The following is a 21096-nucleotide window of genomic DNA, read 5'->3' as shown; positions in this document are numbered from 1 at the left end:
AGAATCGCGCCGCATGGAAATGCAGCAACTGGTGGCGGTGGCCGCCGTGTTTGTGGTCGCGGGCACCGTCAAAGGGGTGACCGGGCTGGGCCTGCCCACGGTGGCCATCGCCGGGCTTTCGCTGATGCTGCCGCTCGCGCAGGCCGCAGCGCTGCTGGTGTTGCCCTCCCTGCTCACCAACGTCTGGCAGTACCTGCGCTGCGGCGTGGCCTGGGCGGTGTGGCGCCGCACGCGCGGCCTGTGCCTGGGCATCGTGGCCGGGGCCTGGCTCTCGCCGCTGCCCGAGGTGGCCAACGCAGGCCCCTGGGCGCAGGCGCTCACCGGCGGTCTGCTCACGCTCTACGGCCTGGCCGGGTTGCTCGGCCTGCGCCTGCCCCCGCCGGGGCGCCACGACACGTGGATCGGTCCCGCCATGAGCCTGGCCACGGGCGCGCTCACGGTGGCCAGCGGCGTGTTCGTCATGCCCAGCGTGCCGTACCTGCAATCGCTGGGCCTGAACAAAGACGCCTTGGTCGGCGCGCTGGGCCTCACCTTCACGGTCTGCACCCTGTGCCTGTGGATCAGCCTGGGCGCCGGTGGCGTGCGCACGGACGCCTTCGCGGCCTCGGCCGCCATGCTGCTGCCCGCGCTGGCAGGGCTGGGCCTCGGCGCCTTCGCGCGCCAGCGGCTCAGCGAGGCCGCGTTCAAACGCGGGTTCCAGATCGCCATCGGCGCGCTGGGCCTCACCATGGTGCTGCGCGCACTGCCATCGATGGGGGGCGCATGAACCCACTGCAAGACCTGTCCGCCCGACTGGAGGCGCTGCACGCGTCCGCCTTGGCGCTGCGCTCGCTGATGGAAGACCTGCAGCCCTGCGCCGCGCTGTCCGAGCGGCGCTGGTTCGTGGGCCTGCACCTGGCGCGCCAGCTCACCGAAGCCAGCGACGAGGCGCGCGCGCAGCTGGTGCGCTGGTCGAACGCCGACGCCGCGGCGCCGCGCGTGCCCCACTGAACACAGGCGACCCGGGGCATGGCAGGCCTCGCATACACTGCCGCGCCATGGCTTCGCGCGCGACACCCCCCTCACGCACCGCCGGCGGCGGTGGCCGCGCCCGGTCCGCGAAACGCGCGCTGCTCTCCACCGAGAGTTCGCCCTATTACCGCATCTGGGTGCTCACCAACGTCACGGGCAAACCCTTCGGTCTGCGTTTTGGCGAGCGCTTCGACCTCAACCTCACCGAATGGCGCGTGCTGCTCACCGTGGCCGACAAGCCCGGCATCACGGCGCAGACGCTGTCGGATTTCACCGGCCTGGACAAGATGAGCGTCTCGCGCGTGGTGCGCAAGCTCGAATCACAGGGCCGGCTGGCGCGCGAGAACAGCGAGGCGGACCGCCGCAGCTTCCACCTCAGCCTCACCGACGAGGGCTGGGCCGTGTATGGCGAGATCGCGCAGGCCGCGATCAAGCGCGAGGCCCATGTCTACGCCAGCCTGAGCGAGAGCGAGCTCAAGACCTTGCACCAGTTGCTGGGCAAGCTGCTGCTGCAGGCGCGCAACGACCCGACGGGCGACGAGCCGAACGAGTGATCCAGGCGCTTCTCGCTTCTCGCTTCTCGCCTCGGCGTCGCGCTGACGGCTGGCGGGGTCCGCGTTCTCCGGCCCACGCTCGCGGACGTCTGCCCGGGTTCACCAAGGCAGTTGGCGTCAATACCTTGACCGGCGCGCAGCCTCTGTGGCCACGGCGAATGGGGCCTGCGCCCGCGAACCCCACCATCCGTCGAGAGTGACACCCAAGCACTCCAGCGAAAGTGGGGTCACAAAAGTGGGGTCAGATTCCATTTGCCGTGTTCGGTCTTCGTTGGCCAGCCTGTCCGTCTCGGGGACGGCGGTGTGGGTGCCTGGGCGCAGGCCTGCCAGCGCAGCAGCAAGAGCAACAACGGCCCCCGAAGCGCAGAACCGCCAAGACTCCGGATCAGAAGCCGTAGGGCTCAAGCGCCGGATCCCCCCCAGCGTGCGCGGGCGCTTCGGCCCAGGCCAGCAAGGAACAGCCGAAGGTGGACGACACGTCCACGCGCGACCCCGGCTCGATCACCACCACCGACGGCCCCGCCACGCGCGTGTCGCCGATGCGCAGGTCGCCCGCCATCAGGAACCAGTCGGTCAGGCCCTGGTGCTGCAGATCGGGCAGGTGCGCGCCGGGCCACAGCTGCAACATGCACAGGCGCCGGTTGTGCCCCGTGCCCGCGTAGTCGAACACCGCGCGGCGCGACACGCGCGCAAACGGCGAAGCCACCGGCACCACCTCGTCGAGCACCACGGTGATGTCCGGGGGCGTGAACGGCGATTCGTTGACCACCGTGGTCTTCTTCGCGTGCGGGTGGATCGCCGCGCCATCGGGCTCGATCGTCACGGGCGCCTCCAGGCGCGAGAACAGCGTGCAGCCGCCGTAGGTCACCGCATCGTGCGTGGCGCCCGCGAGGTTGATACCCACCGCGCCCGCGCGCGTGGTGCACTGGAAGTCGACCAGCTCACCCGACAGAAAGTAGCTGCTCGCGGTGCCCCGGTGCTGGTGCACGCCCGATCGGCTCATGGGATCGAAGGCGATCAGCCCGAGGAACAGGCCCGCGGCTTCGTCGCGGCGCACCGCCTTCTCGCGCGCGGTGCCGCGCGGCGTGGTGCGCCAGGGCAGGCTCTCCAGGTCGTAGGCGTACACGCCGGGCAGCGCCTGGTGACCGGGTATCCAGCCGGCGCTTTGGCCCTTCTGCGATTCGTGGACGGCGTTCATCTAAGCTCCTTAGGGTAAACGAGAGGGTTCGGTATTTGGTAACGATCGTTACTATATGGCCGAACCAAGGATGCTGTCATGTCTTTTGTTTCGACCTCCGACGACGCGCCGGTGAGCGTGGTCACCGGCGGCGCCAGCGGCATCGGCGCCGCCACCGCCGCCCTGCTCGCGCGGCGCGGCCACCAGGTGGTCACGCTCGACCGCGCCGCCGTGCCGGACGCCACGCTCGCGGGCGCGGTGGCCGACGGGCGCCTCACGCACATCGCCTGCGACCTGGCGCGCGAGGACGCGGTGTGCGCCGCCTTTCTTGCCATCGCGCAGCGCTTCGGCCGCATCGGCGGCCTGGTGAACAGCGCCGGCATCGAATCGCGCCACCTGCTCGACGACATGACCGTGACCGACTGGGACCGCGTACTCGACGTGAACCTGCGCGGCACCATGCTCTGTCTGCGCGAGGCCGCGCCGCTCATGCGCGACGGCGGCTCGGTGGTCAACGTGGCCTCCATCGCGGGCAAGCGCATGTCCTATTCGGGCGACGCGGCCTACACCGCGTCCAAGGGCGCGGTGCTTGCCTTCACGCGCCACATGGCCTTCGAACTCTCGGGCCGGCGCATCCGCGTGAACGCCGTGTGCCCCGGCCCCACGCTCACGCCCATGATCCACCGCAGCCTCAGCGCCGAGCGCATCGCCGCCGTGGCCGAGACCGTGCCCCTGGGCCGCTGGGTCGAGGCCGCGGACGTGGCCGAGTCCATCGCCTTCCTGCTTTCCCCCGCCGCCGCCATGATCACCGGCAGCACCATCGACGTTGATGGCGGCATGCTGGTGTCCAACGGCACCCCTTACCGGGACTACGTGGCCGCCCGGCAAGCCCAGCGCCCCATGCCACCCCAACAGGAGACCACGCCATGAAACGCATCCGCCCCTTGCTGGCCGGGCTCGCGCTCGCCAGCCTCGCCTTCGCCGCGACCGCGCAACCCGCGCTGCGCATGGCCTACGTCGCGCCACCGCCGGTGTGGGGGCCCATTGCCGACCACTACGCGAAAGAAGTGGCCGACCGCAGCAACGGCGAACTCAAGGTGCAGTCCTTCGGCGCCGGGCAGCTCGGCAGCCTGCCGCAGAACTACGCGGGCCTGCGCACCGGCCAGATCGACATGATGCTGGCCGACACCGGCACGCTGGCGCTGGCCAAGGGCGGCAAGGACTTCAACGCCCTGTTCGCGCCCTATGTGTTCCGCGACCACGCGCACTTCAAGGCCTTCATGCAGTCCGACACCTTCCGCCAGATGCTGGCGCCGGTGGAGAAGGAAGCCGGCTTCAAGTACGTGGGCTACGTGTCCGACCGCTCGCCGCGCCAGCTCACCACGTCCAACCGCAAGGTGCTCAAGCCCGATGACATGAAAGGCCTGAAGGTGCGCGTGCCCGAGACGCCCGCCATCCTGGAAGTGATGAAGGGATGGGGCGCCGCGCCCACGCCCGTGCCCGCGGCCGAGCTCTACCTCGCCATGAAGCAGGGCCTGGTCGACGGCCAGGACAACGGCTTCGACGCCATCGCCGGCGCCAAGTACTACGAGGTGCAGAAGTACGCCATGCGCATCGACTACATCCAGTCGGGCCTGATGGTGCTGATGGCCGCGGACAAGTGGTCGCGCCTGTCGCCGGCCCAGCAGAAGGCCATGACCGAGGCCGTGGCCGCCACCGAGAAGTGGGCCAGCCAGATGACCTGGGACGTGGCCACCAAGTCCATCGACACGCTCAAGGCCAATGGCATGGAGATCGTCGAGCCCGACCTCGCCGCCTTCCGCCAGGCGGCCGACAAGGTGATCACGGGCTTCGACGGCCAGCTCTGGTCCAAGGGCACGATCGAGAAAATCCGGGCCGTCAAATGAACCGGCTGCTCGGCTGGCTCGACCGGGTGATGCTGGCCCTGCTGGGCGCCTGCCTGCTGGTCCTCGTGCTGGTGGGGGGCGGCCAGATCCTGCTGCGCGAGCTCGCGGACATCCCCCTGCCCTGGGCCACCGAATTCAGCGTGGTGCTCATGATCTGGGCCACCATGCTCACCGGCTACGTGGGCGTGCGCCGCGACAGCCACCTCTCGGCCGACTTCCTGGGCCTGGCCATGTCCGAGCGCAAGCGCGCCCTGATGCGCACATTGGCGCTGCTGCTCTCGCTGGTGTTCGTGGCGGTCTACGGCTGGGAAAGCCGCCTCGTCATCGATGCCATGGAGGGCATCCCCTTCACCTCCATGCCGGCCACGCAGCCGCTGCTGTACTGGTCGCTGCCGGTGGGCGCGGCGCTGATGGCGCTGGCGCTGCTGGACAAGCTGTGGCAGCAGTGGAGCGGCGTTCGCGGAGCGGCCTGATGCAACAGCTGATCCTCTTCGGCATCCTGATGGCCGCTTTCATGGCCTTCGCGGTCATCGGCGTGCCGGTGTTCTTCGCCATGGGCCTGGCGGCGCTGGTCTTCATCGCCTGCAGCGGCGGGGCCGTGCCGCTCAACATCGTGGCCTCGTCCATGGTGCAAGGCATGGACTCCTTCGCCTTCCTGGCCATCCCCTTCTTCTTCCTCGCGGGCGAGCTCATGAACACCGGCGGCATCACGCGCCGGCTGCTCAACTTCGCCTCGGCGGCGGTGGGCCACATCCGCGGCGGCCTGTCGCACGTGGCCATCCTGGCGAGCATGGTGTTCTCGGGCGTGTCAGGCTCGGCCGTGGCCGACGCCTCGGCCATCGGCTCCTCGATGATCCCGGCCATGAAGGACAAGGGCTACCCCGGCGCCTACGCCGCCGCCGTGGTGGCCGCCGCGTCCACCATGGGCCCCATCATTCCGCCCTCCATCGCCTTCGTGGTGTACGCCCTGGTGAGCGACGTGTCGGTGGGCCAGCTGTTCCTGGCCGGCGCCATCCCGGGCCTGCTGATGGGTGTGTACCTGCTGGCCGCGGCGAGCTGGGTCGCGCACCGGCGCAACCTGCCCTACTCCGAGCGCACCTCGCTGCGTGCCGTGGGCCGCGCCGCCTGGGACGCGCTGCCCGCGCTGGCCATGCCGGTCATCATCATTGGCGGCATCGTCGGCGGCGTGGTCACGCCCACCGAGGCCGGCATCACCGCCGTGCTCTACGCCATCGTCATCAGCGTGCTGTTCTACCGCGAGCTGACGTGGCGCCAGACCTGGCACATCTTCCGCGAGTGCATGGTCAGCTCCGGCATCATCCTGCTCACCATCGCGGCTTCAGGCATCTTCTCGTGGCTGGTGGCCAACCTGGCCATCGGCGAAACGCTCGCCACCACGCTCAAGACCCTCACCGACAGCCCCTGGGTGATGCTGGCGCTCATCAACATCGTGCTGCTGCTCTGGGGCCTGGCGCTGGAGCCCGCCGTGGCGCTGGTGACGCTGGTGCCGGTGCTGGTGCCCATCGCCAACGCCTACGGCATCGACCTCGTGCACCTGGGCGTGATCGTGGTGCTCAACCTCATGATCGGCCAGCTCACGCCGCCCTCGGGCGTCATCACCTTCCTCACCGCGCAAATCGCGGGCTCGCCGCTGCACGCGGTGTTCAAGGAGGCCCTGCCGTTCACGCTGGCACTGATCGCGGTGCTGCTGATCGTGACCTACGTGCCGCTGGTGTCGCTGTGGCTGCCGGCGGTGTGGATCGGCGGCTGAGCACCGCCGGTCAGCCCTTGCGGACCCGGCTGCCGCGCGCTCGCGCCACCTGCAGCTCACGCTGCAGCCACAGGCCCAGCGCCTGGATGGTCTCGCGTTTCTTGCTCGCCGCGGGCCAGCAGAAGTAGTAGGAGCGGCCGAGCGCCAGCAGGGCCGGGTGCAGGCGCTTCAGCGCCCCCGGCGCACGCCCCGAGGCCACGAACTCGGGCGGCAGCAGGGCCACGCCCAGGCCGGCGACGGCCATTTCGTGGCTGAGCAGCAGCAGGGAGTGGCTGGCCACGCAGTCGATGCCGATGCGCGACAACCCCACGTGCGCCAGGTACCGGGGCCAGGCCCCATTGCCCTCGCGAATGTCGACGGCGGGGATGCGGCCGAAGTCCTCCAGCCGGCCCACGCCCAGCCGCCTGAGCAGGCTCGGCGCGGCGAAGGGGCCGATCTCCAGGTCGCAGAGTTTCAGGTACTCGCAGTGCTCCGGAGGCCGCTCCGCGTTCACGACGGCGGCGTCGATCGCGTTCGCGCCGAACACCACCGGCCCCACATGCGGCATGAGATTCACCTGCGGCGCATTCGCCTGCGCACAGAAGCCGGGCAGGTTCGGGATGAGCCACAGGTTGCAGAAGCTGGCCGCCACGGACACGTTCAACACATTGTTCGGCACGGCGTGCATCTGCATGCGCAGGGTGGCGGCGCGCAGGTCCTGCAGCACGGGCCGGATGAGTTCACGGAACTCGGCGCCTGCCTCGGTGAGCTTGAGCCTTTGCCGCTCCCGCGCGAACAGCGCCACCTGAAGCAGCGCCTCCAGATCGATCATCTGCCGGCTGACCGCGCTTTGCGTCAGGCCCAGCTGCGCGCCCGCCTTGGTGAAGCTCAGCGCCTGGGCGGCCTGCTCAAAGACGATGAGGGTGTCGATCGAGGGCAAGGCCGCTCGGAGGCTTCTTTTCATGAATTTTGGGAATGAACTTCATGCACCACGATTGCTCGCCAGCGTTCCCGATCGACTCTAGCATTCCCGACAACCAGAGATGAAGTCACTCCCATCCCCGAAGGCAGACATCCGCAGGCCTGGGCCTACTTCATAGCAAATTCACTATGAACCACGTTGCACTGATCGCAGGTATGGGCCCCGACGCCGGCGCCGACACCTTGGCGCGCTTCCTGCGCGCCTGTCGCCGCGAGCTGCAAGCCGCAGGCCGCCCCATCAACGACCAGGCCTACCCGCACCATGTGTTGGTACAGCACCCGATCGCGGACCGCAGCGCGGCTCTGCTGCAGGGTGGCGCCAGCCCTGTACCGGGCCTCGTCGGTGCCGTGGGCGTGGCCAAGGCCGCCGGCGCCCGCACCTTGGGCATCGCCTGCAACACGGCGCATTTCTGGCACGGTGAGCTGCAGGCCCTGTTTCCGGACCTGGAGATCCTCCACATTGCCGATGAAACCGCGCGGGCGGTGCACCGCTCGGGCGCCAGGACCTGCGCCGTCTTGGCCACCGCAGCCACACAGCGCGGGGGCCTGTTCCGACGCGCCCTGGCCGCACACGGGCTGGACACCGTGGCGCAAAGCCCAGGCGACGAAGAAGCCGTTCACCGCGCGATCTTCGCCATCAAGGCGGGTCGGCCCGAGGAAGGCGGTCCACCCCTCAGGGCGATGCTCGAACAACTGCTCGATCGCGTGGACAGCGTCGTCCTGGGGTGCACCGAGCTCGGGCTGGTGATCGACGCAGATCCATTCGCGGGCCGGGTCGTCGACGCCGCCTCCGAACTGGCCAACGCCCTGGCCGCCAAGGCCTACGGCACGTACCCCACCCACACAAGCCCCTCACCGCAACCCACGGAGCAGCCATGAACCGCCGCGACTTCCAGACTGGCGCCCTCGCCAGCCTTTTCACCCTGCCCGACCTGGCCCAGGCCGAGGACTGGCCCGCGCGGCCCGTAAAACTCATCGTTCCATTCGCCGCGGGCAGCTCCCCCGACACCGCGAACCGATTGTTCGGCCACGAGCTCTCGAAGGTGCTCGGGCAGGCCGTGGTCATCGACAACCGACCGGGCGCCAACGGCATCACCGGCACCATGGCCGGCCTGTCGTCCGCGCCGGACGGCTACACCCTCATATCGATCAATGTGGGCACGCTCGCCATCAATCCGTTCCTATTTCCGAAGCAGCGCTATGACCCCTTGCAAGACCTCGTGCCCGTTGCCCTCACCGCGTCCACCGCTAACGCTCTGGTGGTTCGCCCCGGACTGGGCGTGAAGAACGTGCGCGAGCTCATCGCGCGCGCCAAGGCCCACCCGGGGCAGCTCAACATGGGCTCGTCCGGCACCGGGACCACCGGCCACCTGAGCGGCGAGCTCTTCAAGGCCATGACGGGCACCTTCGCGGTCCATGTGCCCTACCGGGGCTCGCTGGCCGCCTACACCGATCTGATCGCGGGCCGCATCGATTTCATGTTCGACAACCTGCTGTCGGCCGGCCCCTACGTGAAGGACGGACGGGCGCAGCTCCTGGCCGTCACCGTGCCCCAGCGCAGCGAGCTGTTTCCCGAGGTACCCACCTTGCAAGAGGAGGGGCTCGCGGGCTACGAGACGGTGTCGTGGACAGGGCTCGCCGTGCCCAAGGGGACGCCCCCGGCCATCGTGCAAAACCTGAAGAAGGCCGTGGAGGCAACCAATGCCTCGGCCAACGTCAGCGCCTTCTACCGGCAGACCGGCGCAAAGGCGATCGCACCCATGACGGACCAGCAGTTCGTCCGCTTCGTCACGGCGGAGCAGGAGAAGTGGTCCGCCCTCGTTCGCCGCAGCGGTGCCGCCAACAACTGATGACACACACCGAACAGGGCACAGACCGTCCCATGAAGAGGATCCGCGTCGCGGTCCTGCACTTCGCGCACGAAACGGTCACCTTTCTGCCGAACGACACCGAGCTGTCCGACTTCGTCTACGAGGGCTCTCCGTGCCGGGACGACGCCTTGCTGGACCACGACCCCGGAGGCTACATCGGTGGCTTCGTCGCCTTCGCGCGCGAGCACCCGCAGGTCGAACTGGTCGGCATCGAGTCGCCGCTGTTCCCGAAGACCGGCATAGGCTCCGGCTGGGTCACCCGCGAAGCCTATGAGCACTTCGTCGCCCGCATGCTGCTGGACCTCCAGGCGCGCGGGCCATTCGACGGGGTCTACATGGCCTTGCACGGTGCGATGGCCGTGCGCGGCATTCCCCGCCCCGAAGCCGAACTCGCCGCTCGCGTGAGACAGCAGGTCGGCCCGCGGGCCGTGCTCGCGGCCACCTTCGATCCCCATGGCAACGAGGACGAGCGCTTTCTGTCAGCGGCCGACCTGGCGTTCTGCGTCAAGTACTACCCGCACTACGACATGCACCTGCAGGGCGAACGCGCGGCGCACACCCTGCTCCGGTGCATCCGGGGCAGCTACCGGCCAGTCTCGGCCTGCGTGAAGGTACCGATCCTGTCGCCAACGGTCGTGCAATGGACCGGCGCCTCGCCCTGGATGGACCTGGTTCAGCGCGCCCTGACCTGGGAGGCCCGCCAACCCGGCGTCTATGTGAATGTCTTCTACGGCTTTCCCTGGGCCGACACGCCGGATGCCGGCATGACCATCCAGGTCTTGTCGAACGGCGACCAGGACCTTGCGAATCGGATCGCTCGAGACATGGCCGATGCCGCCTGGCGCTCGCGCGAAGCCTTGCTGACATCGACCCCGGTCCATCGCATCGAGGACGGTGTGGCGCGGGCGCTGGCCGAGGTGGCACGGGGCCAGGTGCCGGTCGTGATCGCCGACCACAGCGATCGCTCGGGCAGCGCCACCTGGGTGCTGGCCGAACTGCTGCGCCGTGGAGCCCGAAACACCCTGCTCGCCGGCATCGCCGACGGCGAGCGGGTCACGGCCCTGTTAAACGGTGGCTCGCAACCAGGTGATGCGTTCGACCACGCCATCGGCGGCCGGGTCGATGCGTCGGCGGGCCCGCCCGTGCGGCTCGTGGGCTCGGTGCTGGCCACCGGCACGGCCGCTGACGCCACCGGCAGCCGCGCGCGCTGGATGAGCGTCGGCTTCGGGAACGGGAACGTCGTGCTGCTCAGCGCCCGTCTCATGCAGATCACCGAGCCCGACATGCTGCGGGCCATGGGCCTGGAGCCGGAGAAATTCGACCTCATCGTCGTCAAATCCCGGGTGCACTTCCGGCGCGGGTTTCACGACAGCGGCTTCGCCCGGTCCATTCTGCTGGTCGAGCCCGCCGAGCCGTTTCTCGGCACCACACGCCTGGATGCGCTGCCCTACCAGCACCTCAGACTCGCCGATTTCTATCCCTACGGCAGGGAAACGTTCAGCGCCCTCACGCCACCTTGCCCAGCGCCCGCAGCAGCTTCTGCGGCGTGATCGGCTGCGAGTGCACCAGCGCGCCGAAGGGCGCGATGGCGTCGTTGATGGCGTTCATCACCGCCGCTGGCGCACCGGCCGTGCCGGCCTCGCCCGCGCCCTTGGCCCCCAGCTGGGAGCTGCGCGTGGGCGTCATCACATGCGCCAGCTCGATGTCGGGCATCTCCGCCGACATGGGCACCAGGTAGTCGGCCATGTTGGCGTTGAGCATGAGGCCTGCCTCGTCGTACAGGCACTCTTCGAACAGCGCGCCGCCGATGCCCTGCACGATGGCGCCGCGCATCTGCTCGTCCACCAGCATGGGGTTGAGCACGCGGCCGCAGTCCTCCACGGCCCAGTGCTTGAGCAGCCTCACGAAGCCCGTTTCGGGGTCGACCTCCACGTAGGACGCCTGCACGCCGTTGGTGAAGATGAAGGGGTAGTCGCGCTGCGCGTAGTGGCGCGTGACCATGAGCTCGGGCGTGAAGCCCGCCGGCAGCGTGTCCGATCGGAAGTAGGCGATGCGGCCCAGTTCCTGCAGCGGCAGCAGTTCCTGGCCATCGCCGGCGTCGACGACACGGTCGCGGCGAAGCGCCAGCGTGTCCGGCTCGCGCTTCAGGATGGCCGCCGCCACCTTGAGGATGTTGTCGCGCAGCGCCTGGCCCGCGAGCAGCACGGCCTCGCCGCCGATGCCGGCGCCACGCGAGGCCCAGGTGCCTCCCCCGTAGGGCGTCACGTCCGTGTCGCCGGTGATGACCTTGACCTTGGTGATGTCCACGCCCACCGCGTCCGCCGCGATCTGGCGGTAGATGCCCTCGGTGCCCTGGCCCTGCTCGCCCACGCCCACCAGCACGGTGATGTCGCCCTCCGGGTCCAGGCGCACGGTGGCGCCGTCCTGCGAGGCGATGCGCGCGCCGCCCACGCCGTAGAACGCGGCGCTGGGGTTGGTGAGCTCGATCACCACCGCGAAGCCGATGCCGCGGTGGATGCCCTGCTGGCGCAGCGCGGTCTGCTCGGCGCGCAACGCGTCGTAGTTCATCAGCTCGCGCAGCTTCTTCAGACTGGCCTCGTGCGACAGCACCTCGAGCTTGATGCCCGAGGCCCCCGTGGCCGGGTAGGCGTCGTCGGGGATCACGTTGCGGGCGCGGATGTCGAACGGGTCCATGCCGATCTTCTGCGCCGCCAGGTCCACCAGGGCCTCGGTCACGGCGCAGGCGATGGGGTGGCCCACGCCGCGGTACTGGCAGGTGGGCGTCTTGTTCTGGAACACCACGTCCAGCTTGGCGCGGTAGTGCTGGTGCTTGTAGGGCCCGCCCACCAGGTTGACGACCTGGTTGCCCTCGATGGCGCTGGTGCGCGGAAACATCGAGTAGGGTCCGATCGCGGTGAGGTCGTCGATCTCGAAGCCGAGGATCTCGCCGTCTTTGTTGGCCGCGATGCGGCCGCGCACGCGGTGGTGGCGCGCGTGGATGTCGCTGGTGAAACTCTCCAGCCGGTCGGCCACGAACTTCACCGGACGGCACAACAGGATGGACAGGGCCACGGTCGCGAAGTCGTCGGGGTAGGCGTGCACCTTGATGCCGAAGGAGCCGCCCACGTCCTTGCAGATCACGCGGATGGCGCTCGCGGGCAGGTCGAACTGGCGCCCGTACAGGTCCTGCATCATGTGCGGCGCCTGGCAGGAGTGGTAGACGGTGAGGCGCTGCTCGGCCGGATTCCAGTGCGCGATCTGCCCGCGCGGCTCCAGCGTCACGCCGGTGTGGCGGCCGAACTCGAACGTGGCCTCGGCCACCGCATCGGCTTCGGCGAACACCCGGTCCACCTCGCCCACGTTCAGGCTGCGCGTGAAGCACAGGTTGTCGCCCAGCTCGGCGTGAATCGGTGGCGTGCCGGCGTCCAGCGCGGACTCCATGTCGGTGGCCAGCGGCAGCTCCTCCCAGTCCACCACCACGTGCTGCAGCGCGTCCTCGGCCTGCGCGCGCGTTTCCGCCACCACCGCCACCACGGGCTCGCCCTGCCAGCAGGCGCGTTCCACGGCCAGCGCATGCTGCGGGGCGGACTTCATGCCCGCCAGGTGGCCCAGCACCGCCACCCAGGGCTTGCAGACCTTGGCGAGATCGTGGCCGTCGGCCACCATCAGCACGCCGGGCATGGCGCGCGCGGCATCGGCCTGCACGGCCTTGATGCGCATGTGCGCCACCGGGCTGCGCCAGAACACCACGTGCGCCAGGCGCGGCAGCTCGATGTCGTCGATGAACTGACCCAGGCCTTGCGTGAGACGCTCGATGCCGCCGCGCGGCACCGGCGCGCCGATGTAGCGCTGGTCCTCGGTGACGGGCGCGATCGGCGCGGCCTGTTCGACGCCGGGCTCCAGATTGACGATGTCGCGTTTCACAGGCCCGCCTCCTTGCGCTGGCGCAGCACATCACAGATCGCGTCGACGATGGCGTGGTAGCCGGTGCAGCGGCAGTAGTTGCCCGAGATCCAGTCGCGCACCTCGGCGCGTGTGGCCTCGGGGCGCGTCTCCACCAGCTCCTTGGCCGCCATCAGCATGCCCGAGGTGCAGAAGCCGCACTGCAGCGCGTTGCGCGCAACGAAAGCCTGCTGCAGGTCGCGGATCGCGCCACTCTGGCTCAGGCCTTCGATGGTCCTGACCTCGCCACCGTCGGCCTGCACGGCCAGCGTGAGGCAGCCGCGCACGATCTGGCCGTTGAGTTCGACGGTGCAGGCGCCACAGACGCCGTGCTCGCAACCGAGGTGGCTGCCCTTGAGGCCGAGGTCTTCGCGCAGGAAATCCACCAGATGGGTGCGCGGCTCGACGCGGCAATGGCGCGTGTGGCCATTGACGCTGACTTGGATGGGGTGCAGGTCCGACATGGGCGGGGGGCTTTCGGGTCAGGCGCGCGCCGCGGCCAGCAGGCGCTGCAACAGCACGCCGGCCAGGTGGCGCTTGGTCTCGGGGGTGTTGGTGAGGTCGGGCAAGGGATCGATCTCGGCGCGCAGACTGGCCACGGCGAGCGCCAGCGTGGCCTCGTCGGGCGCCTTGCCCTCAAGCAGGGCTTCGGTGCGGCGCGCGCGCCACGGTGTGGTGGCCACGCCCATGAAGGCCAGCCGCGGCGACGACAGCGCGCCGCGGCTGCGTCGCGCCGAAGCCGCCAGGCCCACGATGGCGTAGTCGCCGTGGCGGCGCGCGAGCTGGGCCATGCCACTCCACCCATCGGGCGCCGCCACCGGCACCTCGCCCGCGACCACGATCTCGTCGGGCCGCAGCGCGGTGGTGTACAGGCCGGTGAAGAAGTCGTCGGCCGCGATGCGGCGCTCGCCCGCCGGCCCTTGCGCCACCACCGTGCCGCCCAGCGCGAGCAGGCAGGCGGGCCATTCGGCCGCCGGGTCGGCGTAGGCGATGGAGCCGCCCCAGGTGCCGCGGTTGCGGATGGCGCGGTGCGCGATGTGGGGCGCGGCCTCGACGAGCAGTGGCGCGTGCCGCGCCACCAAGGGGCTTTGCTCGATCTGCGAGTGCGTGGCCAGCGCGCCGATGCGCAGCACCTCGCCGCGGTGCTCGATGCCGCGCAGCGTGGCGAGGCCAGTGATGTCGATCACCAGCGCGGGCTCGGACAGGCGCATGTTCAGCGTGGCCATCAGCGTTTGCCCTCCGGCCAATACGCGCGCGTCGTCGCCATGGCGGGACAGCAAGTCGACCACCTGCTCGATCGAGCCGGCCTTGACGTAATCGAATGCAGCGGCCTTCAAGGCATCCTCCTCAAGCGGACAACAGGGACGCGATCCACACGCCGAAGCCGGTGGCCAGGGCGCCAAGCGCGAACCACAACACGCGCACGCCCTCGCCGAGCGGCGCCGGCGCGGCGACCGACGCGGTCCGGGGTGCGGGCGCGACGGACGCAGTGGCCGTGACCGGCGCACCCGCCGCCGCAGGTCGCGCAGCGTCAGCGGACGCGGTCTCTTGCGACACGGTCTCTTGCGACACGGTTTCGGCCAGCGGCACCGCCGCGCCAGGCGCCAGCTCGCCCTGGAAGGCCGCGAAGAACTGGTCGGCCATCTGCTTGGCGGCCGCGTCGATCATTCGCCCGCCCACCTGCCCCAGCTTGCCCCCCACCGAGGCCTGCGCCGTGTAGCGCAGCCGCGTGTCACCGCCTTCGTCGGCCAGCGACACGGTGGACTGCCCCTTGGCCATGCCGGCCGCGCCACCCGAGCCTTCGAACTGCAGCGTGCAGCCTTCGCCCGGGCGCACGTCCTGCAAGCGAAGCTGGCCCGTGAAGCGCGCGCGCACCGGCCCCACCTTCACCGCCACGCGCGCCGTGCGCTCGGTGTCGCTGGTGGCCTCCAGGCTTTCGCAGCCGGGAATGCAGCGCGCCAGCACCTGCGGGTCGTTGAGCGCGGCCCAGACCTTGTCGCGAGGTGCCGCGATGAGGATGTCTCCGTTGAGTTCCATTCGATTTTTCTGCCCCCGGGTTTTCACGGGTGCGCTTGTTTACCAACCGTTCAACAATGCTATGTCTCATTGACCGTTCGGTAAATAGCGTGCGCATACAGAAAAACCCTGAGCGAGCAAAAAAAGTCGAGGCGACAGCGGCCGAAGGCGCACCCGCGCGCCGCCGGCTCAGCGTGTCCGAGCGCGAGCGCCAGATCGTCGACGGTGCGATCCAATTTTTCGCCTCCAACGGCTTCGGTGGCCAGTTGCGCGACCTGGCCAAGAGCATTGGCGTGACGCACGCCCTGCTCTACCACTACTTCCCCACCAAGCAGGCGCTCATCGACCGCGTGTACCTCGACGTGTTCGAGGGCCGCTGGCGCGACAGCTGGGACGAACTGCTGGACGACACCAAGGCCGACGTCGAGGACAAGTTCACCACCTTCTATGCGGACTACGTGAACAACGCGCTCTCGCGCGAGTTCGTCCGCATCCTCATGTTCTCGGGCCTGATGGACCACGCCATCTCCGACCGCTTCTTCGCCATGCTGCGCGAACGCCTGTTCCCGCGCCTGATCCGCGAGACGCGGCGATTCCGCGGCTCCACTTCGCGCGCCAAGCCCAGCGAGCGCGAACTCGAGCTGCTCATGGGCCTGCATGGCGGCATGTTCTACATCTCGATCCGCCGCTGGATCTATGGCCAGGACGTGCACAGCGAAGCCATGCACGACACCTGCGACGAAGCCCTGGTGCGCGACCGCGTGCGCGGCTACCTGCAAGCCAGCCGCGAACTGCTCACCCAGAAGAACCCGGCTCGATGAGCCACCACCCCAAGAGCAACAGAAGGAGACACGACAGATGAAGCTTTCGACCCTCGCCGTGGCCAGCGCACTGGCCCTGGGCGCCGGCCTGGCCGCGCTGCCCGCCGCCGCGCAACAGCGCATCACGGTCAACATCGGCTCCAGCCACCCCACCTCCAACATCTGGGCCTATGCCATGAAGGAGGTGTTCCAGCCCGAGGTGGACCGCATCCTCAAGGCCGGCGGTGGCAAGTACGAGATCCGCTGGCGCGAGAACTACGGCGGCACGCTCTACAAGTTCACCGACACGCGCACCGCCGTGCGCGACGGCATCGTTGACGTGGGCATGGTCGGTACGGTCTGGGAAAACTCGGCGATGCCGCTGCAGAACGTCACCTACTTCACGCCTTTCGCCACCACCAACCACGAGCTGCTGATCGAGATTTTCGACAAGCTCAACACCACGGTGCCCGCACTGCGCGAGAGCTGGACCGCACAGAACATGGTGCCGCTGTCTTCGCTGATCACCGACAGCTACGACATCTACGCCAACTTCCCGATCCGCACCATGGCCGATCTTCACAACAAGAAGATCAACGCGCCCGGCACCTCGGCCAACTGGCTGCGCGAGACCGGCGCCACGCCGGTGGACGGCGCCCTCACCACCTACTACACCAACATCCAGACCGGCGTGACGCAGGGCGCGCTGTCCTTCGCCAGCGGCATCGGGCCGGCGCGCGTATATGAAGTGGCCAAGTACCTCACAAGGGTGGACGTGGGCTCCATGTACTTCGGCAGCGTTGCCGCGAACAAGAAGTTCCACGACGCCCTGCCCAAGGAGGTGCAGGACGCCTTCGCCCAGGCCGGCAAGGCCACATCCAAGGCGCATGGCCAACACGTCACGAAGACGGCCAACGCCGCGCTGGACACCATGAAGGCCGCGGGCTTGCAGATCGCCGACCTGCCGGCGGCCGAGAAGGCCAAGTGGGTCAACGGCCTGCCCAACATCGTGCAGCCCTGGCTGCAGGCCACGGGCGACAAGGGCAAGGCCGTGCTCAAGGCCTACTTCGACGAGCTGCGCGCACACGGCGTGAAGCCGCTGCGCGACTGGGACAGCCAGAACCGCTGAGCCCCGGCGCCCGCGCCCGGCGCCACGCGGCGACGGGCGCCCCCGCGAAAGTGAACCGTGCACAAGCAAGCTGAACCCGCCGCCGAGGGCGGCGCCCCCGCCCCGGCCGACCCGCACCCGCTGCAGGGCATCGCGCGCACGCTCGCGGCCGTTGGCACCATGTGGATCTTCCTCATGATGATGATGGTCGTGGCCGATGTGGTCGGTCGCAACTTCCTCGACAAACCCATCACGGGCGTGGCGGAGTTCGCCGCGCGCTCGGTGGCCTCCATCGTGTTCCTGCAGCTCGCCGCCGCCATTTGCTCGGGCCGCATGACGCGCAGCGACTTCCTGCTGCGGCTGATCGGCGCGCGCTCGCTCGGCGCGCTGCGCGTGCTCGAGGTGGGCAACGCCCTGCTGGGCTGCCTGCTATTCGTGGCACTGGCCTTCATCGCCTGGCCCGAACTCTCCCAGGCCTGGAGCACGAACGAGTTCTTCGGCGTGCAGGGCGTGTACACCGTGCCCACCTGGCCCTTTCGCGCACTGATCGTGGGCGGCTCGCTGGTGGCCGCGGGCGCCTACCTGCTGCAGATCCCTTCGCTGTGGCGTCACGCGGGCGAATTCGGAGATCCGCATGAGTGAACTGGTCTTTGGCGGGCTGCTGATCGGTGCGCTCGTGGTCTTCGTGCTGCTGGGCGTTCACATCGCCGTGGCGCTCATCGGCATTGGCTTCGCAGGCATCTGGCTCATGCGAGAGGACGTGGAGATGGCCATGCGCCTGCTCTACCTTTCCGCCTACAACGGCGTGGCCGACTACATCTTCGCCACCATCCCGCTGTTCGTTCTGATGGGCCTGTTGGTGTCCATATCCAACGTGGGCAAGGACACCTTCGAGGTGGCCGAAGCCCTGCTGCGCCGCGTGCGCGGCGGACTGGGCGTGGCCACGGTGGCGGCCAACACCGTGTTCGCTGCGGTCACGGGCGTGTCCATCGCCTCGGCCGCCGTCTTCACCCGCGTGGCCGTGCCTGAGATGGCCCGACACGGCTACCGCACGGCCTTCGCGGCGGGCACGGTGGCGGGCAGTTCGGTGCTGGGCATGATGATCCCGCCCAGCCTGCTGATGATCATCTACGGCGTGCTCGCCGAGCAGTCCATCGGCACGCTGTTCATCGCCGGCATCATCCCGGGCTTCATGCTCGCCGCGGTGTTCGTCACGATGATCGTGCTGATGGCCACCTTCGCGCCCGGCATGGTCTTCGACCTCAAGCGCCAGCGCGACATGGCCCTGCAGCGCGCCAGCGGCCCACTGCTGAGCGGCGCGCAGATGGCCGGCAAGCTGGTGCCCATCGTGGCCCTGGTGGCGCTGGTGCTGGGCGGGCTCTACAGCGGCTTCTTCACCCCCACCGAGGCCGGCGGCATCGGCGCGTTCGGCGCGCTGGTGGTGGCGCTGGCGCGGCGCAGCCTGGGCCAGGGCCGCTTCTGGCGCGTGCTGCACGAAACGGGCAGCGTCTCGGTCACCATCCTGATCCTGCTGATCGCCGCGAGCTTCTACAGCCGCATGCTGTCGGTGGCGGGCGTCCCGGTGGCCATCAGCGACCTGGTGCAGGACGCCGGCCTGGGGCCCTATGGTTTTCTGCTGATCTACGTGTTGATCGTGCTCTTCCTCGGCATGATCCTGGACTCCAGCTCCATCCTGCTGATCATGACGCCCGTGGCCGTGCCCATCGCCAGCGACCTCGGCTTCAACCTCATCCAGTTCGGCGTGCTGACCGTGCTCGCGGTGGAGATCGGCTTGCTCACGCCGCCCTTCGGCATCTCGGTGTTCACGGTGAAGTCCACCTTGAACGATCCGCGTGTGTCGGTGGAGGCCATCTTCGGCGGCACCCTGCCTTACGTGGCCGCGATGCTGTTCGTGCTGCTGTTGGTGGCGGTGTTTCCGGTGCTGTCGCTGGCGCTGACCTGAGGCGCCCGCGCGCGGCGGACTCAGCCCGCCGGGCCGGGCACGAAGATGTCGGCGTGGAACCGCTCGGCCGGCAGTTGCATCGCGTCGACGCAGGCCGCACGCACGGCGGACACCATGGGTGGCGCGCCGCAGCAGTAGACCTCGCCGCCGCGCGGCAGCTCGCTGGCCAGGGCCCGCACGGCGGCGTCCACCCTGCCATGGAAGGCGCCCAGGGCCTTCGCCTCTGCACCGTCCTCCAGCGCCGCCACGAAGCGCCAGTTCGGCAAGGCCCTGGCCCATTTGGCGGTGTGCTCCAGCAGGTAGAGGCCAGCGCGGTCGCGTGCGCCCCAGATCAGGGTCACGGAACGCGCCGACTTGCGTTTCGCGAGATCGTCGAGCAGGGATTTCACCGGAGCGAAGCCGGTTCCGCCACAGACGCACAGCAAGGGGCCACCGGCTTCGGGATCGAGGTCCACCTGGCCGAACGGCAGCTCCACATCGAGCAGGTCACCGGGCTGGAGGTCCGCCACCAGGGCGCTGAAACGCCCACCCGCGACGTGCCGCACGTGCAGTTGCACGCCGTCGCTTTCATGCGGCGGGTTGGCCATCGAGTAGCTGCGCCGTTCGCCATCGGGCAGCTGGACCTGCAGGTACTGTCCCGCGCGGAACTTGGCGCGCTGACCCGCCGGCAGGCGCAGCTGCAACAGGCTGACGTCGGGTGCGGCCAGGGTGTTGCGGTAGACCTTGAGCTGCAGGCGCTTGCGCGCGCCGGGCTCCAGGCGCCGCCAGCTCGACGGCGCGATCGCCAGATCGGCGCGCGGGCGGCATTGGCACAGCAGTTCCTGACCAGGCGGCGTCGCTTCGGCGGACACGGTGCCGCGCTCGAAGTCGCCGCCCTCGACGCGCGCGGCGCAGTTGCCGCACACGCCCTTGCGGCAGGAATACGGCATCTCGATGCCGGCCTTCAACGCGGCGTCGAGGATGGTTTCTCCGGGCTCGCATCCGAAACACACGTCGGAGCCCACGATGCGGATCTGGTGGCTCATGGCAAATGAAAGGAGAAGGTCAGTCGCGCAACGGGTCCAGCACCAGGCGCAGGCTGCGCAGCAAGGCATCGGGCCGCGCCCGGCCGGTGCCGGCGATGTCCATGGCGCTGCCATGGCCGGTGCTGGCCAGCAGCACCTCGGCGCCGATGGACAGGGCGCTGGCGCCTTGCGGGGCCAGCAGCTTGATGGGGATGTGGCCCTGGTCGTGGAACATGGCCACGTACAGGTCGTGCGGGCATCGCGCGTGGTCGGCCAACAGCACGTCGGCGCCTTGCGGCTCACCCACGTCCAGGCCCTGCTCGCGCAGCGCTCGCGCCGCGGGCACGGTGCAGCGCGCGTCGTGCGGACCGAACAGCCCCCCTTCGGAGGCGTGCGGATTGATGCCGAACAGCGCGACGCGCGGCTGAGGCAGGCCCAGCCGCTGACAGGCGCGCACGCCGGCGCGCGCGGCCGCCGCCACCAGCTCGGGACTCAGCCGCGACAGCGCGCGCTCCACGCTTTCGTGCAGCGTGGCGTGCACGATGCGCAGGCCGCCGCCCATGAGCAACAAGAAGACCTCGTCTTCGCCGAGTCCGCACACCGAGGCCACCAGGCTGGGGTAGCCGCTGAACGCGATGCCGGCCTGCGCGATGGCGGTCTCGTGGTGCGGGCCGGCCACCACGGCTTGCACCTCCCCCGCACGGCAGGCCTGAATGGCGGCGCTGGCGCTGGCCACCGCGCTGCGGCCGGCGACGGCGTCGATGCGACCGGGCCGGTGCGCGCCCCTCGGCAGGCCGCCCACCTGCACCTGCTTCAGGCCGGCCAGCATGCCTTGCAGACCCAGGCTTTGTGCCGTGGCGCGCAGCACCTCGCCCGGCCCATAGACCACGAGGCGCTCGCGCGCTTCGGGCGCCAGCTCGGCCAGGGCCTTGAGCGCGATCTCCGGGCCGACGCCGTTCGGATCGCCCAGGCTCAAGGCCACGCGCGGCTTGTTCATCGCTGCCCCGCAGCC

The 21096-nt window shown here is 69.5% G+C and carries 22 protein-coding genes; 14 read left to right on the top strand and 8 right to left on the bottom strand.

The window, feature by feature from the left end; genetic code table 11:
* The first annotated feature begins 13 nt into the window (after positions 1 to 13).
* The 3 genes from DY262_RS18155 to DY262_RS18145 are packed head-to-tail and all read left to right on the top strand — an operon-like array spanning position 14 to position 1565.
* A complete protein-coding gene (locus DY262_RS18155) occupies positions 14 to 766 on the top strand; it encodes a TSUP family transporter (protein WP_116960491.1) in 753 nt (250 codons plus the stop codon).
* Positions 763 to 990, top strand: a complete 228-nt coding sequence (locus DY262_RS18150) for a hypothetical protein (RefSeq protein WP_116960490.1) — start codon at positions 763 to 765, stop codon at positions 988 to 990. The genes DY262_RS18155 and DY262_RS18150 overlap by 4 nt, the downstream gene beginning before the upstream one ends.
* Before the next feature lie 47 nt (positions 991 to 1037).
* Positions 1038 to 1565 (top strand): MarR family winged helix-turn-helix transcriptional regulator, encoded by a 528-nt coding sequence (locus DY262_RS18145; protein WP_116960489.1) that lies wholly within the window; start codon positions 1038 to 1040, stop codon positions 1563 to 1565.
* A gap of 385 nt (positions 1566 to 1950) precedes the next feature.
* Here the strand turns inward: DY262_RS18145 and DY262_RS18140 are convergent, their stop codons facing one another.
* Positions 1951 to 2763: a cupin domain-containing protein gene (locus DY262_RS18140; RefSeq protein WP_116960488.1), complete on the bottom strand. Its 813-nt coding sequence runs from the start codon at positions 2761 to 2763 to the stop codon at positions 1951 to 1953.
* Positions 2764 to 2841: 78 nt separating this feature from the next.
* Between DY262_RS18140 and DY262_RS18135 the strand changes: the two genes are divergently transcribed.
* The 4 genes from DY262_RS18135 to DY262_RS18120 are packed head-to-tail and all read left to right on the top strand — an operon-like array spanning position 2842 to position 6420.
* Positions 2842 to 3672, top strand: coding sequence for an SDR family NAD(P)-dependent oxidoreductase (locus DY262_RS18135; protein WP_116960487.1), 831 nt, complete (start codon positions 2842 to 2844; stop codon positions 3670 to 3672).
* On the top strand, positions 3669 to 4649 hold the full coding sequence (locus tag DY262_RS18130; protein WP_116960486.1) for a TRAP transporter substrate-binding protein: 981 nt from the start codon (positions 3669 to 3671) through the stop codon (positions 4647 to 4649). Before DY262_RS18135 ends, DY262_RS18130 begins: the two co-directional genes overlap by 4 nt.
* Positions 4646 to 5122 carry a TRAP transporter small permease gene (locus DY262_RS18125; protein WP_116960485.1) on the top strand — a complete coding sequence of 159 codons (477 nt, stop codon included), beginning with the start codon at positions 4646 to 4648 and terminating at the stop codon, positions 5120 to 5122. The genes DY262_RS18130 and DY262_RS18125 overlap by 4 nt, the downstream gene beginning before the upstream one ends.
* Complete coding sequence (locus tag DY262_RS18120) at positions 5122 to 6420, top strand: TRAP transporter large permease (RefSeq protein WP_116960484.1); 1299 nt, start codon at positions 5122 to 5124, stop codon at positions 6418 to 6420. Before DY262_RS18125 ends, DY262_RS18120 begins: the two co-directional genes overlap by 1 nt.
* Positions 6421 to 6430: 10 nt before the next feature.
* On the opposite strand, the gene DY262_RS18115 is transcribed toward DY262_RS18120, so the two are convergent.
* Positions 6431 to 7339: a LysR family transcriptional regulator gene (locus DY262_RS18115; RefSeq protein ID WP_181936557.1), complete on the bottom strand. Its 909-nt coding sequence runs from the start codon at positions 7337 to 7339 to the stop codon at positions 6431 to 6433.
* A gap of 170 nt (positions 7340 to 7509) precedes the next feature.
* Here DY262_RS18115 and DY262_RS18110 point away from each other — a divergent pair, with 170 nt between their 5' ends.
* The 3 genes from DY262_RS18110 to DY262_RS18100 are packed head-to-tail and all read left to right on the top strand — an operon-like array spanning position 7510 to position 10801.
* Positions 7510 to 8259, top strand: coding sequence for an aspartate/glutamate racemase family protein (locus tag DY262_RS18110; protein ID WP_116960482.1), 750 nt, complete (start codon positions 7510 to 7512; stop codon positions 8257 to 8259).
* Positions 8256 to 9230: a Bug family tripartite tricarboxylate transporter substrate binding protein gene (locus DY262_RS18105; RefSeq protein WP_116960481.1), complete on the top strand. Its 975-nt coding sequence runs from the start codon at positions 8256 to 8258 to the stop codon at positions 9228 to 9230. Before DY262_RS18110 ends, DY262_RS18105 begins: the two co-directional genes overlap by 4 nt.
* Before the next feature lie 32 nt (positions 9231 to 9262).
* Positions 9263 to 10801 (top strand): M81 family metallopeptidase, encoded by a 1539-nt coding sequence (locus DY262_RS18100; protein ID WP_245981084.1) that lies wholly within the window; start codon positions 9263 to 9265, stop codon positions 10799 to 10801.
* Here DY262_RS18100 and DY262_RS18095 read toward each other — a convergent pair.
* From DY262_RS18095 to DY262_RS18080, 4 genes are read right to left on the bottom strand one after another with little or no spacing between them, the layout of a single operon-like run.
* Positions 10758 to 13175 carry a xanthine dehydrogenase family protein molybdopterin-binding subunit gene (locus tag DY262_RS18095; protein ID WP_220377572.1) on the bottom strand — a complete coding sequence of 806 codons (2418 nt, stop codon included), beginning with the start codon at positions 13173 to 13175 and terminating at the stop codon, positions 10758 to 10760. The genes DY262_RS18100 and DY262_RS18095 overlap by 44 nt on opposite strands.
* On the bottom strand, positions 13172 to 13657 hold the full coding sequence (locus DY262_RS18090) for a (2Fe-2S)-binding protein (RefSeq protein ID WP_116960479.1): 486 nt from the start codon (positions 13655 to 13657) through the stop codon (positions 13172 to 13174). The genes DY262_RS18095 and DY262_RS18090 overlap by 4 nt, the downstream gene beginning before the upstream one ends.
* 18 nt (positions 13658 to 13675) lie before the next feature.
* The gene (locus DY262_RS18085) at positions 13676 to 14530 is read right to left on the bottom strand and encodes an FAD binding domain-containing protein (RefSeq protein WP_116960478.1); all 855 of its coding nucleotides are present in this window, start codon (positions 14528 to 14530) and stop codon (positions 13676 to 13678) included.
* Between the two features lie 10 nt (positions 14531 to 14540).
* Positions 14541 to 15230: an SRPBCC family protein gene (locus DY262_RS18080; RefSeq protein WP_116960477.1), complete on the bottom strand. Its 690-nt coding sequence runs from the start codon at positions 15228 to 15230 to the stop codon at positions 14541 to 14543.
* Positions 15231 to 15319: 89 nt separating this feature from the next.
* Between DY262_RS18080 and DY262_RS18075 the strand changes: the two genes are divergently transcribed.
* From DY262_RS18075 to DY262_RS18060, 4 genes are read left to right on the top strand one after another with little or no spacing between them, the layout of a single operon-like run.
* Positions 15320 to 16030: a TetR/AcrR family transcriptional regulator gene (locus DY262_RS18075; protein ID WP_245981083.1), complete on the top strand. Its 711-nt coding sequence runs from the start codon at positions 15320 to 15322 to the stop codon at positions 16028 to 16030.
* A gap of 37 nt (positions 16031 to 16067) precedes the next feature.
* Positions 16068 to 17138 carry a C4-dicarboxylate TRAP transporter substrate-binding protein gene (locus DY262_RS18070; protein ID WP_116960475.1) on the top strand — a complete coding sequence of 357 codons (1071 nt, stop codon included), beginning with the start codon at positions 16068 to 16070 and terminating at the stop codon, positions 17136 to 17138.
* Between the two features lie 57 nt (positions 17139 to 17195).
* Positions 17196 to 17759: a TRAP transporter small permease subunit gene (locus DY262_RS18065; RefSeq protein ID WP_116960474.1), complete on the top strand. Its 564-nt coding sequence runs from the start codon at positions 17196 to 17198 to the stop codon at positions 17757 to 17759.
* The gene (locus tag DY262_RS18060) at positions 17752 to 19080 is read left to right on the top strand and encodes a TRAP transporter large permease (RefSeq protein ID WP_116960473.1); all 1329 of its coding nucleotides are present in this window, start codon (positions 17752 to 17754) and stop codon (positions 19078 to 19080) included. Before DY262_RS18065 ends, DY262_RS18060 begins: the two co-directional genes overlap by 8 nt.
* A gap of 20 nt (positions 19081 to 19100) precedes the next feature.
* On the opposite strand, the gene DY262_RS18055 is transcribed toward DY262_RS18060, so the two are convergent.
* Together DY262_RS18055 and DY262_RS18050 are read right to left on the bottom strand one after the other, a co-directional pair.
* Positions 19101 to 20105: a 2Fe-2S iron-sulfur cluster-binding protein gene (locus tag DY262_RS18055; RefSeq protein WP_116960472.1), complete on the bottom strand. Its 1005-nt coding sequence runs from the start codon at positions 20103 to 20105 to the stop codon at positions 19101 to 19103.
* A gap of 19 nt (positions 20106 to 20124) precedes the next feature.
* A complete protein-coding gene (locus tag DY262_RS18050; protein ID WP_116960471.1) occupies positions 20125 to 21081 on the bottom strand; it encodes a PdxA family dehydrogenase in 957 nt (318 codons plus the stop codon).
* Positions 21082 to 21096: the final 15 nt, after the last annotated feature.

It is taken from the genome of Hydrogenophaga borbori (assembly GCF_003417535.1).
Lineage (GTDB): Bacteria > Pseudomonadota > Gammaproteobacteria > Burkholderiales > Burkholderiaceae_C > Hydrogenophaga > Hydrogenophaga borbori.
Note: the sequence above shows the minus strand (reverse complement) of the source record. Positions and strands in the feature narration are given on the sequence as shown.